Here is a 15396-nt window from a genome sequence, read left to right as displayed (position 1 = left end):
CCGCCAGTTCGGGGGCCGGGCGAACGGTTGGCGCCGGCAGCTTGCGATGAGCACCGCCGCGCGCCCGATAAAACTCGCCTGCCGCAATGTGTGGAAGGTCTATGGGCGGCGCCCCGCCTATTATTTCGACTCGCGCGGCTATATCATCGAGCCCGATGCGCTCGCCGAGCGGCTGCGAGCGGAAGCCCATCTGCCGGCCGTGGTCGATGCCAGTTTCGAGGTCGCGGCCGGCGAGATCTTCGTCATCATGGGCCTGTCCGGCTCTGGCAAATCGACGCTGGTGCGCTGTCTGTCGCGGCTGGTCGAGCCAAGTGCCGGCGAGATCCTGCTCGACGGGCGGGACCTGCTCAAGGCCACCGGCAAGGAGCTGATCGAGCTTCGCCGCCATGCCATGGGCATGGTGTTCCAGAATTTCGGCCTGCTGCCGCATCTGACCGTTCTGGGCAATGTCGCGTTCCCCTTGAAGATCCAGGGCAAGTCCTCGAAGGAGCGCGAGATCCGCGCCCGCGAGATGATCTCGCTGGTAGGCCTCGAAGGCCGCGAAGCCGCGTTTCCGCATCAGCTCTCCGGCGGCCAGCAGCAGCGCGTCGGCATCGCCCGCTCGCTCGCCGTCGGGCCGGAACTGTGGTTCCTCGACGAGCCGTTCTCGGCGCTCGATCCGCTCATCCGCCGGCAGATGCAGGATGAATTCCTGCGCCTGCAGCGTATGCTCAAGAAGACCATCATCTTCATCACCCACGACATGGCCGAGGCCTTCCGGCTGGCCGACCGGCTCGCCATCATGCGCGCCGGCAAGATCGTCCAGATCGGCCGTCCGGCCGACATCGTGCTCAACCCCGCCGACGACTATGTCGCGCAGTTCACCGAAGACATGCCGCTGCTGCGCGTCATCAGGGCGGGCGACCTTGCGATCGCAGCCAACGGGACGGCGCTGCCCGAAGAATGCGTCGCCGCCGGCACCAGCCTGGAGGAACTCATTCCGCGCCTGGCCTCCGGTGTCAGCGCCTTCGCCGTGCCCGGCGAGGGCAACAGTCCGCCGTCATTGCTGACGGCCGGTTCCATCCTTGCCGTGCTGGAGCGGGAACAGGCCCGCCGGACCCGGCCATGACGGCGCCGGCCGCGACATTCCGATCCCCGCCGAGGGTCGCGATCGAGCCGGCCCTGTTGCCCTGGTGCGGGTTCCTCGCGGTGACCGCGCTTTGCCTCCTCCTGAAGACGGCTTTTCCCTGGCTGGTAACGTTTCCCAAGGAATGGACGCTGCCGCTGGCCGCAGGCGTCAACATCGTCACGGATGCCGTGGTGACTGTTGTCCAGCCCGGCTTTCGCGCGCTCTCCGCCATGCTCGAGGCGCCGATGCGCGGCGCGCGTCTGGCGTTGGTCTGGTTACCGTGGCCGGCGGTGATGCTGGCAGTGGCGGCGCTGGCGCTGAAGTCAAGCGGCATCAGGCTGGCGGTCTTCGCGCTGCTGGCGCTGACCTATATCCTGCTGGCCGGCTATTGGCCGCAAAGCATGAGCACGCTATCCCTGGTGCTGATCGCCGTGCCGATCTCCACCGTGCTTGGCTTTGCCCTTGGCGTGCTCGGCTATATCAATCCCCGTCTGCGGCCCGTTCTGCTCGGTGCGCTCGATCTGATGCAGACCGTGCCGGCCTTCGCCTATCTTATTCCGCTGCTTTTGCTGTTCGGCTTCGGGCCGGTGGTCGGGCTCATCGCCAGCGCCATCTATGCGACGCCGCCGATGGTGCGCAACACGATGCTCGGCCTCGATCGTGTGCCCGCCGCCATCAGTGAAGCGGGCCTGATGAGCGGCTGCACGCGCCGCCAGCAGTTCTGGCACGTCGAAGTGCCGACGGCGCTGCCGCAGATCCTTGTCGGCTTCAACCAGACCACGATGGCGGCGCTGTCGATGGTGATCGTCGCTGCCATAATTGGCGGCTTCGAGGACATCGGCTGGGAGGTGCTGTCTTCGATGCGTAAGGCCGAGTTCGGCCAGAGCATCCTGTCGGGCCTCGTCATTGCGCTGCTGGCCATCCTCATCGACCGGCTGACGATCGGCTTCGCCAGGGAAAGACCGGCGGGTCCGACGCCGGCCATGATCTGGATGACGGGCCGCCGGCTGGCGCTGTTTATGATTGCCGCGGCCGGCCTGGCGATCACGATCCGCTTCCTCTGGCCGGATCAAACGCTGCTGCCGAGCACCGGGCTGCGCACGCAGATGGGCGTCGTCAACCAATGGCTGCTGGGGCTTGTGCGCGACTATGCCTGGTTCTTTGACGGTGTTCGCAACAGTGTTCTCTACTGCCTGCTGCTGCCGTTGAGGATCGGCATTTCGGGTGCCGCTACCCCGGCGATCTGGGGGTTCGCGCTGACGCTGCTGGCAAACACGGCCTATGCCACTGCCGTCCTGCTTGTCTCGGCGCTGCTGATGCGCCGCCTCAGGTGGCGTCCGGCCTTGGCGGTGCTGGTTGCCGGTATCCTTCTCTATACCGGCTTTCTTGGCTTTCCCTGGCCGGCCTTCATCCTGGGCGCTGCCCTTCTCGCCTGGCAGGTCTCCGGCGTCCGGCTCGCTCTCTTTGCTGCTGTCGGATTTCTGCTGATCCTTCTCAACGGGTTGTGGGGGCCGCTCGTCCAATCGCTTTATCTGTGCACGCTGGCGGTGCTGCTCTGCCTTGTGATCGGCGGTATGCTCGGCATCTGGGCCGCGCATAGCGAGCGCGTGTCGCGTATCCTGAAACCGATCTGCGATGCGCTGCAGACCGTGCCGCAATTCGTTTTCCTGATCCCGGCCCTGATGTTCTTCAAGGTCGGCGAATTCACCGCGCTGATCGCCATCATGCTCTACGCCATCGTGCCTCCCATCCGCTATGTCGAGCATGGGCTGCGGCACGTTCGGATCGATGTCGTCGAGGCGGTCGAGCAGATGGGCGCGACACCTGCGCAGACGCTGTTCCAGGTGAAGCTGCCGCTGGCGCTGCCGGTGGTGATGCTTGGCCTCAATCAAACTATCATGGCGGCGCTGTCGATGCTTGCCATCGCAGCACTGGTCGGCACGCGCGATCTCGGACAGGCAGTCTATGTCGCGCTGGGCAAGGCCGATGCCGGCATGGGTCTGATTGCCGGGCTATCAATCGCCTTCCTGGCCATTCTTACTGATCGCTTGGTGCAAGCAGCGGTAGCGAGGCGGACAATGGATCTGTGATGCTTGATCCCTAGACTAGCCTGCGATGGCTTTCTCTCAACGATCTGCCGATGTCCTCAGCGAGAAACATGTGGCTAGGACGTCTGTGGTTTGTCACCCTCGTGCCGATACCGAGAAGAAAGCCACAACCAGCTGATATTGAATTCACGCGTGCCTGATCTTGAGCGGCAAGGCCTTGGGGTACCGAGCGAGATCTGGGGTGCCGAGCGAGATCATTGTGCACCAGGATGATTGCGTCCCCATCCCGGCGGCCCGTTGGACCAAGTACGCCCGGATCTCCGTGAAACGCGCCTAGCCACGCCATTCCCTACAAAAAGATGAGCGATTTCATGGATTTGCAGACACAGAAGCGTAGAGGCTTCGGCGAGAGGGAATGTCGGGAGAATGGACCCGAAAGGTGATGGTGCCAGAGGCGGAATCCAAGTAGAGGAAATTTGAATTCGTTTTCAATCGCCTCGGCATGGAGCAATAGCAGCGCGGACCAACAAAAATACCAACAAAATATTTCTGTGGATTGGTTCGGTTCCCGAATAATGCCCTATCCATCCATGACACTGCATCAAGGTCGCGGTGCCGTTTCCTCCAATAGCGGGACGAGGAAAGAGCAGCAAATATCCTCCTATTATGCTGGCATGGGTCGACCACCCGGAATTGGAGAACTGCAATCAGGTAGTCGGTATCACAGGTCGCGAGTTTTCGCTTTCCCTTGATGGATTGTTTTCCGGACATGGCTCGGATGAGGTTGAGGGCGAGGTGGCGGACCATGGCCATGTTTGTGGCGCCGTGGCTGCGGCGCAGGCGGGACTGATCATCCTTGAATTGGACATCGAGAACCCAGCGTAGCCCGTTCTCGATCCCCAACGGGGCGGCCTCGGCGAAAGTTTTTGCGGTGAGGATGCGAGAGGAGATGTAGCATCGCCGCTCGACCCTGACCTCGGCGCAGGTCTCGATGTGGGTCTCGACCATGTCGATGGGGCTGGGGCCTTTGAAGCGCAACTCAGGGCGCCGCGTTAGCACAACGTCTCGCACGCCACGCCGTCGCCGTCCCGATCCAGCTTCCGGCCCCAAGGGCAGTTGCTGAGATACCATTGGGCTTCCTCACAGGAGCCGATCTGCGAACAGGTCCGCCGTGGCTGGCACGAATAGCTCTGCGCGACCTGTTGGCGGCTGATGCCGAGCGGCTGGCTCGACGGAGCCGCGCCGTCTGCATGCTCCGTGCGCCAATCCCACGGCGACTGAAACTTGCCGACCCAAATGCCGACTTTCGACGCCTCGGCCGTCGCCTGCTTCTCTGCGTAGGTGCCGTGGCTGTAGCGGGGCCAATCCAGCGCCTGGCCGTGCTCGACCATCCAGGCGGCAACGCTGGCGCCATCGGCGCGCCGGCAGTCGCCGATATAGCGATGATAGCGGTCCCAGGTCACGAAGGTGCATTGCACCGGCTTCGAGGCTGCCAGGAAGCCGTCCAGCGCGGCGGCCGATCGCCGCCCGCAAGGATAGTCGGCCCCGCTCGCATTTTTACAAAGCTGCTGGCTCTCCGGCGCGTCGATGCCGTTGAAGCGGATGCGCTGGCCGTGGATTTCGATCGTGTCGCCGTCGATGACGGATGCCACGCCGGCAATCGTCGCCAGGCCCGCGCTGGTCCAATTCGGCAGATGGAGCTCGGGCATGTGGTCGCTGTGTTGCATGGCCGTTTGCGCAGCCAGAGCGCCGGCCGCGGCCACCGTCACCAAGATCAGGCGCCTTTGCACCACGCCAAGTGGCCTCCGGCGAGGCGATCGCATTCTACGCAGCATTGCTAGTTCGCCTCATGTCCGGTGCGGCCGCCCGGTTTCGCTTCGGCGGCACGTTCACCACAAGCCCGGCCTAGGCTGTCAACCCCATTGCGCAGATCGCATGGATGATTGCCAGAGTCCCCGCCGCCACCTTGGCGCGCACCTTGGCCTGGCGGTGTCAGCGGGATTCCGCGAAAGGCCTGGATGACTCCAGCTGTTCGCTGGCCGTCGCCCTCGATATGCGTGTTCTGACTGTTCGGGTTGAACGGGTCGACTGTCTGGGCGAGACTATTGGCGCGATTGGCGTCGCCGGCAGAGAGCGTCACACTGTCATAGTGATTGAGATAATCCGCTGCGCAGCCGCTCAATGCCAGAACGATGCCAAGGCAGATCGCCAGGTTCCACTGCATGGCCCCTAGACCGGCGCCGGGTTTATGCCGGCGGCTCTCAGTTGCGCACCAAGCTTCGCTCGAGTCCCACACGCGGCCTTGTCGCCGGCGACGCACTTGCTATTCGCGTCTGACCAGTCCAGCAGCGCCGTATTGATCCAGCTGCCAGGTGCGCGCTGGATCCCATACGGTGTCGGTGGCGCGCCACCAGCAACGGCTGGAGCTGCCGTGGCACCCTGGCCATGCGGGGCACGCTTCCACCCGCTTAGGATGAGGCAGTTCTTCATATACTGGTCTTCGGCAGCCAAGTTGCCGAGGGCATTGCCGATTCCGGCCCCCGCAACAAAGCCCGGGGACCCGATAGCAATATAGCCTTGGTGAACCGACCCCTTATGCATTTCGCATTGAGCGTGGGCGACGTCGAAACTAGGCCCGTAGCCTATTTGCATGTAGTCGGCTTGATTGCTTGTTTGACAGCCGCCCAGCGCTGCCGTGGCACCATCCCCCAGCCCTCCCAAGGCCGAGTTAGCATCTCCTAAAGTTGAATTTGGTGCAAGAGTGATGAACAAATCTGGTAAATTCCACCTGCTGGCAGTTCGTAGACTTCCCTATTACGACGGATATACCCCGTTATTTTATCCATCATTCCGTGGGATTGAAGATGCGAAACAGCGAATTGGCGCAACGGCTATGCAAGGGCTGGACCCCATGGGCAAAGGGTCCAGGCGACCACGATATTGAGAAAATATGGTGGGCGGCCCGCGTGTTGCTGCATTTTCCGAAGCTGAACTTCTCGACATGGTTCGACGGCTCGGAAGTCGTCGGCACCTGGCATTGGGGATTTCGTCAGAAGCGGAATGCTTTTCCCTCTGACCCGATCGAGCATCTCTTACGGGATGTAGAGCTAAGGATTCCCCCTTTCGTCCGCGACATGAGCCCGCAAAGTAGAGTGAACCCCTAGCATGGGGGGTGGAGGATTTTGTCCTCCTTCGGCGATCAACACTGCAATTTCGGCGGGAGGGGCTCGATCAAAGATGCCGAGACCGAGATTACGGCTTTTGAAGGCGTGCAGAATCGACGGGAAGGGTAGCTTCAGATCATGCGGCCGGCAGCATTCGCCATAGCGCCGATTTGATCCGCAGTTGCAAAGCTCGGCCTCCTTAAACTGGGTTAGCCGATAATAGGGATCAGCTTGGCCCCGTTCATCCAGCATCGCATACTGGCGTCCCGGCCACCGATCAAACACCACCAAATGAAGCTGGCGAAGCGCCCATACGCTATAAAGGTCCAGCAACGTGCACAAATCACTGCCTGGCGACCAAGCTTTATCGAGCATGGGGTGATAAGCGCACACCGAGCCGTCAGGGAAATTGGTATGTCGCGGGCCGATCCATTCGACCTGCCCATCTTGCTGCCAGAACGCCCATCCACGCGGCTCGACCGCTGGCGTTTCTGGTAGGGCAATAAGGAATATGGCTTCTCGCGATAAGCCATCTATCACTTGGCTGCGAGCGAGAAGCCATACTCCATGGTCATCGGGGAGGAGAGTTGCGCCGGGGTATGCCCGTTGCACATTCTCTAGCTGCCCGGCGTAGTTGCCGGCGAGGCCGACGATCCGTGATCCGGCACGGGGCGCCCGTGATCTACCGGACGACCTTTGCCGCCGGGTGGACCTTTGCCATGATCGGGCTGCGGGTCCTCCCGCTCCTTGCTGTTGCTCATTACTTTTCTCCTGGACAGTGGGTGATGTGGGCTGTGGGTCGAGGATAACGATGCCCCCGTCCTTCACCCGCACGGGCCGGCGCGCGTCCAAACCGACGCCAATCCGATGCAACTCAGCCCGCGCATCGTCGGTCAACAACACTTTCATTTTGCTTGCCAATGTGCGAGTCTGTGTCACCAGCACAGGATGCATTCTGGAGCGAAGCGTGTCAAGGTGTGCTGATCGCACAATGGTGAACATGAACGAATTCGAAGAAAAGCTCGTCGGGGCGGTCCGCGAGAAGCGGGAACGCGAAGGTCTTAGTATAAGGGCATTATCGGGGATTGTGGGAATCAGCTTCTCCACGCTGGCCCGCATCGAGCGGGGCGACGGGTCGCCCGACAACAATTCCAAAATTAGGCTGCTCGAGTGGCTCGGCCCCGATGCCGATGAACACGAGCTTGGCTTTGATCGGGTGGCATTCGTTCACTTCCGCGCTGGCAAAAACGCGTCCTCCAAGACTGTGCAAACCCTACTGGACGCTGCCGTGTGTCTTCGTCAGCACTACACTAAGGGTGACATATCAGACCCGAGCAGCGCGCCGATAGATGCCGAAGTTATCGCCATGTCAAAGGAAGAGCTGGAGCAGACGGCCGAAGATTTCCGAAAAGATTTAGGGCTGAAGAAAAGCGACCCGCTAGATCCATTCTATTTGGTTGTTGATTCTGTTATGGTAGAGCGATTGCGGGATACCTCCTGTATTACTGGAAAGGCAAAGAACACACTTGCTGGACCGTCGCGAGGCGAGTGGTCCGCTATGAGCGTTCCCTTAAATTCCGATCAGGATAGGTGGGTTGTCTTTTTAAACGACTACCATACCGTTGAGAGACAAAGAGTGACGCTCCTTGAGGAATATTGGCATATTCTTGCCGGGCACAAGCTAACCAAGATAGCTAAGATTGCTGGCTGCTTCGGTCGAACATATGATAGCGCTGAAGAGCACGACGCGTATTTCTTGGCATCGGCAACTTTGCTTCCACGAGACCCGATCAAGCGTATGGTCTCGGGTGGCAAAAGTGCCCCCGAGATCGCGTCCTTCTTCGGGACCTCACCGGAACTTGTTGAATATCGAATAAAGCGGCTAGGGCTATGGCGAGATCATATTGGAAAGAAAGTGAGCCTCGCCAAACCCTATTGACGTTTTACAATGCGTCGTTACCCGGTTTTCCGATCATTGCAGAGGAAGCTTTTCGCCCCCTGATTGGCCAGTCTTCGAATGATCGAACGTGCAACGCCACTCGGTTTTGATACAGGCGATCGCGGGACTTGAGCATGACGCGACGCCTTCGCTGATCTTGCAGATACTGCATCCGTCATTGAACTGCTGGCAGGTCGGATTTTCCCGTATTTTCTCTGCCAGTGTGCCGCCGGCATAAGACGGTGCAGCGAAAACTATCAAGACGGTCACGGCTACTAGTGATGCGCGCATAAGGGCCGTCCAGTTCCTGATATCGATTCAATTCATGATGTTGCCGGGACTGTACGGCCCACGCGTCAGGCCCGTCGACGGCGACGTCATTTATCTTCATGCACGCGCCGTATTGAGTATCGCGTTCCGTCAGTGCCGTCATGTGCTCGACCTAGTTCGGCGGGAATTTCTGGCGGGCTCCGTCGAATGCTTAGCATCTCGACAGCTTTGGCGGCTGGACCTCGTATCATGCCGCTGGGCGAGCCACTGGCCGGCTTAAACGCGACCGAAAAAGCCGAGGTCGCCGACAAGATCGAGATGCTTAGGCCGACAATGTTTCAATTCTACTGGTCGAGCACGACGATCCGTGATGCGTCTTTGCGACCGGGATCGATCCTCGAGAAGTGAGCTGCGCAACACTTCCGATCCGAAGCATCTCGCGCGCTGGCGCTCGGAATGGCCCTGTCGGCCCGAGATGTGTCTCGCCTGGCAGCCGCCGCCTCAAACCATCGTTGATTTGCAGATCCTTGGCGCGCTGTGCAATTTGGCGGACCATGTATCGATCAATGGAGCGGATCAGCTTGCTTCTAATGGCCGCCGTATGCTTTTCGGGCGTCGCACCTGATTTCCTTCAAAAAGAGATGCAAGAAGCGTTCGATCCGGCACTGACCCTTAAGCGGGGGGCTGGTTTGAGCCGATGCCGGACCGAACTGTCAGGGCAACGCCGGCTTTCTGGTGGGGCATTGCGACCACGTCGCGGCTAAAACGTGGCGATAATGTGATACGGAATCACCGATTCCAACACGCACTTCGAAAATGTGACCTAGACGTTTGGGAAACGGCGTAGCGCAGCTCGGCGGGGCAGGGGGCCGTCAGCCGCTCCGCGAGGTGGGCAAGGTCAAGACCTTGTCGCGATTGTGAATGAAATCACGCCGGAGTCGCGGTCGGCCCACGTAGATGACATCGTCGCGATGGCGGTCGCCACGCCACTGTGCCAGCTTTGCCAGGAGCTGATTAGGCTGATGGCCCGGGCCATCAGCACCGGCACCGCGGGGACGCCGGGGCAGACATTCTGCCTTTCGATATCATCTACCGGAGCTATATGAAACTGATGGAATTCTATCATGAGCGCAGAGTTTCCTTTCGCGAATGAAAGAAAGCTCGATTGACTCTCCCGCCCCATTCCGGTCTCGTGAATCAACGTGCGGTTGCGGCGTGCAGAAGTCAGTCGACGGTCGCGATTCATGAAAGGAAACCCATGGCAAGGCATCGCTCCGCTGTGCACTCGACCACGTTGCGGCGCCCCGACTTACGGCCAGGGCGTTTTTCGCGCTTGCCCGTGACCAGTCAAAATCCGCAACCAAGCGGTGGATCCGGCTTTCAACGCCGCCGACAAGGACGTGCTCGGGGCGTCCGACAACATGAAAGTGTCGTTCATCGGCGTACCCGTTCGCGTCGATGCGAACGTCGTGGGCACGCCGACCATCGACCGCATTCTGGACAACAAATCAGGTTCCCTCCTCGATTACGACCTCCGCCTCCTCACCACAATCGCCAATCTGGTTGGGCAGACAGTGAAGCTGCATCGCATGTTCCTGGCAGCGGGAGCGTCAATCGGCTGAAACGACTTTGACTGCTGCCACGGACAGTGTTTTCCGCAACGCCATGGAAGAGCGGACCGGGCACCAAGGTTCTGCAACTGGGGCCGATGATGCCAGACAAGGCCGGCCACGCGGCCGACTGAGGCTGCTCCTTGGGCCGCCGCTACGGTCCCGTCCGTCGTCAGGGACCAGGCACCGCTGGCGCCTGCCAGCGCAGCCTCTTTAAAGGTACGAGTATGTCAAATCGCGAGCGTGTCATCGCGGCCGTGGAGAGATGGCTCGGTGCAGGCAAAGGCGCGGCGCCTGCTTGGACTGACGCCGCGCCAGATTGGATACACGCTGAGGAAATACGGCATCAGATCAAGCGTCCTTGAAAGGCTGACCGAGGCAAATATCAGGGACAAATCAAGCGTTGGTGGTTGGCGCAGCCTTGGCCCGATGACGAGTGGATGCGGACTGAGCGTCGGGCCAATCCGACCCGGGAGGACAGCCCGCCCGACCTCGCGGGGTCAATGTGCTGACAACGGCGGTGTGAATGCACTGTTGGTCGGCCATGTGCTCAGACCATCAGTTCATCCCGGATTCCCTCTGCGACTGAAACGGAGAAAAACATGTCCGATGCAAAACTTCAGAGTGTGCTGTCGTCTCTTTCGCAAGTGGCGAGACAGTTAGATGCTCTGCCATCCGATACACCAGCGCCGGATTCAAGTTGGGTAAAACTAAACACGAATGAGAACCCCTTCCCGCTTCCGGAAATCATAATGCAAAGTGCGATTGCAGCTCTCGAACGGCAGTATCTATATCCAGAAGACGATAACATCAGCTTGAGAGAAGCAGCCGCGAATGCCTACAGCGTCTCCATGGATCAGGTGATCGCCGGCAACGGATCGTCTGAACTGCTTGGACTTGTCTACAGAGCATTCCTTGCCCCGGGGGATAGCGTGGCGATGATGTCGCCAGGCTTTTCGTTCAACCGCAAACTTGCAACGTTGCAGGGTGCTCAATTTGTCGAAATCGAATTTAGCAAAGATCATTCCTTGCCGATGGAGCAATTGCTCTTCGGTCCTGCAAAGGACGCCAAGTTCATTCTGCTAGCCAATCCGAACAATCCGACTGGAACGTTCGTTCCGGTGGCCGATATCGAACGCCTGGTAGCGAAATCGGACCGCTTGATCGTGCTGGATGAGGCCTACGTCGACTTTGCACCCGAGAATGGTCTACGCCTCATCAATCGCTATTCGAACCTTCTGGTCTTAAGGACATTTTCGAAAAGCTATGCTGCCGCCGGCGTTCGCGTCGGTTTCGGTTTCGGTCATCCTGAAATTATCGGCAGGCTACGCAACATCCAGAACGTCTTCAACATGAATGTGATCGGGCAGGCGGTTGGTATCAGCGTCCTTGCGCACCGCGCCGCCTATGCAGACAACCACAGACACATCAGGCATGAACGACGGCGAGTGACGCTCGCGCTGTCGCAACTTGGATTTTCCGTAATCCCTTCCCACGCAAACTTCTTGCTTGCCCGCGTGCCAACGGCACAGGACGGCTCATGGTGGCAATCAGCCTTCGCAAGGCAAAAAATACTTGTTGCCGTCTTTCCAGATAAAGGTTTGGAAAATTACATCCGCGTCAGCATCGGTACAAAAGAGCAAATGGATGCGTTTCTTCGTGCCGCTAGTCGTATTAGCAGAATATTGAATATGTCAACACCCCGGCATTAGGTTGCTAAGGCTCTGCTTTAGCATTTCGCAGGCAATAATCCGAGCGATTACACGAGCGAGAAATCTTTAAATTGCTTGGAATACGCAAGCAACCGGACTTTCTGCGTCAAAAATGGAGACAATATCATGGATAAGGCCTTTCCTTCAGGCCTAGCTGTCGGCATCTTCGATCATCTGGACGAGGACGGCCCCGATATCGCCCGACAGTACGAAGATCGCCTGATGTTAGCGGAGGCGTGCGATCACCTTGGGTTCTATGCATATCATCTCGCAGAGCACCATTGTACCCCACATGGGAGAGGTCCCTCACCGAATCTGTTCTTGTCGAGCGTAGCCCAGCGAACCCGGCGCCTTCGTGTCGGCCCGTTGGTAATGCTGCTTGCCCTCTATCATCCGCTACGTGCGTTCGAAGAGATCTGTATGCTGGACCAATTGAGCGGTGGCAGGCTCGAACTTGGGATAGGGCGCGGCTCGCTCCCGATCGAATTGGGTTACTTCGGGATTGGCTCGGACGTGGCGCCAAACCACTATGCGGAAGCCAGCGAAATTCTTATCAATGCGCTGAAGGGCGGCACGCTATCGTATCAAGGTCGCCATTTTGAGTTGAACAGCGTTCCGCTGACGCTAAGAACTCATCAGCGTCCACATCCGCCGACTTGGATCGCCACCAATCGACCGGAATCGGCAGTCTGGGCCGCTGCGAATGGCATGAACATAGCGTGCGTGGGACCTTCCTCTTCCGTTCGAAGAATCACTGATGCCTTCCGCGCCGGTCGAGAGCACACCAGTGAGGCGGACGACCAAGCGCCATTTCTTGGATTGCTCCGAATGGTCGTGATTGGGCGTTCTGAAACAGATGCACGTTCACTCGCCGCACCTGCTTACGAACGGTGGCTCAAGAGCTTTAAATTCCTTTATGATCTCAATGCCATGCCGACTCCACCAAACCTGCCGCTGACCTTCGATGCAGCAATCGAGAAGGAATTGTGCGTAGTAGGAACGGCAGCATCTGCGGGACAAGCTCTTCTTGATCAGCTGGAAGCGGCGGGTGCAAACTACCTCCTTTGTCAACCGGCGTTTGGGAATCTGTCGTTAGATGCTTCCCTATATACCGCAACGGCGATTCAATCCGCAATTATGGCTCGAGTTGGCTAACCCCGGTTCGAACGTTCGCTCACCCAACAACGTGCCAAGCGGCATGCTGTCGCTAGCGACGACTAGGTGCGGGTTTCGGATGACCCATCAACCGGTTGGCACAGAGGCATGCGGCTTCCTCCTCGAAGCGGCGTGTTGTTCATAGGCGAAAGCGACCGTGTATGCCGCATTCTCACCCCGATAGGGCCTTCATGTCCTTAGACCCACGATCGCCTGCCAGACTTGATCGGAGCGTTGGATACGTTCGGGCCGATCAGCTTATCGGCCCGATATCCTTCGATCCGGCAAGCGCATCGAAAACATGTTGCTTGGCTTGGCGCACGCTCGCTTCCAGCGACGCTCCAAGAGCAAGCGAGGCGGCGACTGCGCTGGCCATCATGCAACCCGTTCCGCGCATCTCTCGCGGCAAGCGGGGCGCCTCAAACCGAACTGCAGGTTGGTTCGGCTGCAAAAGCACGTCGACGCAACGGGTTCCTTGTGCATGTCCGCCCTTGACGAGTACGGCGGTCCTCACCGTCCTCGATAGCTCTTCAGCCTGACGACAAGCCCCTTCTTCGTCCGCGGCCGGTGAGGAGCCGGTAAACGCAGCCAGCTCGACCAGGTTAGGCGTTACAAGCCGGCAGATCGGCATCAGATCGTGGCGCAGCATATTAATGGCATCGTCCGCCAGCAGATTGCGTCCCGAGGTAGAGGCCAGGACCGGGTCGAGTATCACAGGCACTTGGCGGTTGACCAAAACAGCGCCGACTGCCTCAACAGCCGCCGATGTCCCAATCATGCCTATCTTGACGGCCGCGACAGCGTTGGCAGCGAACGCGGCGCGCATCTGAGCGGCGACAAGCTCCGACGGCACAAGCTTGACGTGCTCGACAGCCGAGTGCGTCTGGACTGTCACGGCGGTGATGGCAAGACAACTGCGCAGCCCGATGGCGGAAACCGTTTCTATATCGCGGGCAATTCCAGCTCCACCGCTGGAGTCCGATCCGCCAACGACAAGGACATGCGGTTCTCGCCTCAGCGCCATCGCTCCGTCTTTTCGATCCATTCTCGCGTACGCGCTTCGGGGTCGGCATTCAGCGTGATATCGGTGACCACTGCCGCGCTATCGGCGTCCGCCGCGAAAACACCGTTGAGCCTGTCAGGGTTGAGACCGCCAATGGCGACCAATGGGATTGGCGCTACCCGATGCTTCCATTCTCTGATCCGTTCGAGTCCCTGCGGCGCCCATTTCATCGTCTTCAGGATGGTTGGATAGATCGGCCCAAGCGCGATATAGTCCGGCCCGGCGGCCATCGCCGTTTCCAGTTCGATATCATCATGTGTGCTCAGTCCGAGCCTCACGCCGGCTACCCGAATCCGCGAACGATCGGCGGTCTGCAAATCCTCCTGGCCAAGGTGGACGAGGTCGCAGCCTTCCTCGATTGCCAGGCGCCAGTGGTCGTTGACGATGAGCTGGCAACGGTTTTGGGCGCACAAGGCCTTTGCCTTGCGGATCTCCGCGCGCAACCCGGCCTCATCCATGGTCTTGATGCGAAGCTGAACCAGCTTGACGCCGAGTGGGACCAGCCGTTCGATCCAGGCAGCGCTGTCGACGATCAGGTAGAAGGGATCGAGTTTCATGAAAAAACGGCTCTGCCAATTGTCGGCGTCGATGGCACGGCGACGTCGCGCGGTTCGAGCATTCCCGAGCTGTAAGCTTCACGGCCGGCTTCGACAGCCTTGCCGAACGCACGCGCCATGCCGACCGGATCAGCCGCCCTGGCGACCGCGGTGTTCAGCAGCACGGCGTCAAAGCCGAGTTCCATGACGGTTGCCGCGTGCGACGGCCGTCCGAGCCCCGCATCCACAATCAGCGGGACATCCGGGAAGTGTCCGCGCATCGAACGCAGTGCCATGATGTTGACCGGCCCGAGGGCGGAACCGATCGGTGCGCACCACGGCATCAGGACCTTGCAGCCCGCCTCCAGCAGCCGCTCGGCGACAACAAGGTCGTCGGTGGTATAGGGAAATACCGTAAAACCGTCCTCGCACAGGATGCGCGCGGCTTCGACCAGGCCGAACACGTCCGGTTGCAGCGTGTCCTGGTTGCCGATCACTTCGAGCTTGATCCAGCTCGTGCCGAACACTTCGCGCGCCATCTTCGCGGTCGTGACCGCTTCCTTGACGGAGTGGCAGCCGGCAGTGTTGGGAAGGATTCTCGTGCCGAGCGCGCGGATCAACGACCAGAATTTTTCGCCGGCCCTCCCGCCTGCCATCTCACGCCGCAACGAGACTGTCACCACCGATGTGCCCGACGCCTTGACCGCATCGGCAAGGATGGCCGGTGAAGGATACTGAGCCGTGCCGAGAAGCAGCCGCGAGGGAAGCGACGTTCCGAAAAGTTCAAACAT

14 protein-coding genes and 1 pseudogene are annotated in these 15396 nt (G+C 59.7%); 7 read left to right on the top strand and 8 right to left on the bottom strand.

The genetic code is table 11. The features are described 5' to 3' along the window. Positions 1-46 precede the first annotated feature (46 nt). Positions 47-1108 (top strand): quaternary amine ABC transporter ATP-binding protein, encoded by a 1062-nt coding sequence (locus C9427_RS27615; protein WP_107652218.1) that lies wholly within the window; start codon positions 47-49, stop codon positions 1106-1108. Further along, positions 1105-3198, top strand: a complete 2094-nt coding sequence (locus C9427_RS27610; RefSeq protein ID WP_107652217.1) for an ABC transporter permease — start codon at positions 1105-1107, stop codon at positions 3196-3198. Before C9427_RS27615 ends, C9427_RS27610 begins: the two co-directional genes overlap by 4 nt. Positions 3199-3525: 327 nt before the next feature. On the opposite strand, the gene C9427_RS35450 is transcribed toward C9427_RS27610, so the two are convergent. The 4 genes from C9427_RS35450 to C9427_RS34240 all read right to left on the bottom strand — a co-directional run bounded on the left by C9427_RS35450 (position 3526) and on the right by C9427_RS34240 (position 7229). Beyond that, entirely contained in the window at positions 3526-4194 is a 669-nt protein-coding gene (locus tag C9427_RS35450) for a transposase (protein WP_146172602.1), read from the bottom strand. 14 nt (positions 4195-4208) lie between these two features. Next, a complete protein-coding gene (locus C9427_RS27600) occupies positions 4209-4925 on the bottom strand; it encodes an excalibur calcium-binding domain-containing protein (RefSeq protein ID WP_244730957.1) in 717 nt (238 codons plus the stop codon). A gap of 68 nt (positions 4926-4993) precedes the next feature. Next, a complete protein-coding gene (locus C9427_RS27595; RefSeq protein ID WP_031260607.1) occupies positions 4994-5380 on the bottom strand; it encodes a hypothetical protein in 387 nt (128 codons plus the stop codon). An 883-nt stretch (positions 5381-6263) separates the two neighbouring features. Further along, a complete protein-coding gene (locus C9427_RS34240) occupies positions 6264-7229 on the bottom strand; it encodes an SEC-C domain-containing protein (RefSeq protein ID WP_167434508.1) in 966 nt (321 codons plus the stop codon). Between the two features lie 91 nt (positions 7230-7320). Here C9427_RS34240 and C9427_RS27580 point away from each other — a divergent pair, with 91 nt between their 5' ends. Further along, a complete protein-coding gene (locus C9427_RS27580; RefSeq protein ID WP_167434507.1) occupies positions 7321-8259 on the top strand; it encodes an XRE family transcriptional regulator in 939 nt (312 codons plus the stop codon). A gap of 519 nt (positions 8260-8778) precedes the next feature. Continuing rightward, a complete protein-coding gene (locus tag C9427_RS34235) occupies positions 8779-8937 on the top strand; it encodes a hypothetical protein (RefSeq protein ID WP_167434506.1) in 159 nt (52 codons plus the stop codon). Positions 8938-9427: 490 nt separating this feature from the next. Here C9427_RS34235 and C9427_RS34230 read toward each other — a convergent pair whose 3' ends face one another. Then, complete coding sequence (locus C9427_RS34230) at positions 9428-9775, bottom strand: hypothetical protein (protein WP_167434505.1); 348 nt, start codon at positions 9773-9775, stop codon at positions 9428-9430. Positions 9776-9881: 106 nt separating this feature from the next. On the opposite strand from C9427_RS34230, the pseudogene C9427_RS27570 reads away from it, so the two are divergent. The 3 genes and pseudogenes from C9427_RS27570 to C9427_RS27560 form a co-directional block, all read left to right on the top strand. Continuing rightward, positions 9882-10124: pseudogene (locus C9427_RS27570) on the top strand (GAF domain-containing protein); the annotation flags it as partial. 617 nt (positions 10125-10741) lie between these two features. After that, complete coding sequence (gene hisC, locus C9427_RS27565) at positions 10742-11851, top strand: histidinol-phosphate transaminase (protein WP_107652211.1); 1110 nt, start codon at positions 10742-10744, stop codon at positions 11849-11851. A 126-nt stretch (positions 11852-11977) separates the two neighbouring features. Beyond that, a complete protein-coding gene (locus C9427_RS27560; protein WP_006334024.1) occupies positions 11978-13006 on the top strand; it encodes an LLM class flavin-dependent oxidoreductase in 1029 nt (342 codons plus the stop codon). A gap of 253 nt (positions 13007-13259) precedes the next feature. On the opposite strand, the gene C9427_RS27555 is transcribed toward C9427_RS27560, so the two are convergent. Genes C9427_RS27555 through C9427_RS27545 form a run of 3 tightly spaced genes read right to left on the bottom strand, consistent with a single transcriptional unit; the run spans position 13260 to position 15396 of the window. Beyond that, complete coding sequence (locus C9427_RS27555) at positions 13260-14030, bottom strand: hydroxymethylpyrimidine/phosphomethylpyrimidine kinase (RefSeq protein ID WP_107652210.1); 771 nt, start codon at positions 14028-14030, stop codon at positions 13260-13262. Further along, positions 14021-14626, bottom strand: coding sequence for a thiamine phosphate synthase (locus tag C9427_RS27550; RefSeq protein ID WP_107652209.1), 606 nt, complete (start codon positions 14624-14626; stop codon positions 14021-14023). Before C9427_RS27550 ends, C9427_RS27555 begins: the two co-directional genes overlap by 10 nt. Then, positions 14623-15396, bottom strand: coding sequence for a thiazole synthase (locus C9427_RS27545; protein ID WP_006334021.1), 774 nt, complete (start codon positions 15394-15396; stop codon positions 14623-14625). Before C9427_RS27545 ends, C9427_RS27550 begins: the two co-directional genes overlap by 4 nt.

It is taken from the genome of Mesorhizobium helmanticense (assembly GCF_003034915.1).
Taxonomy (GTDB): domain Bacteria; phylum Pseudomonadota; class Alphaproteobacteria; order Rhizobiales; family Rhizobiaceae; genus Mesorhizobium; species Mesorhizobium helmanticense.
This window is presented reverse-complemented; position numbering and strand designations above follow the sequence as displayed.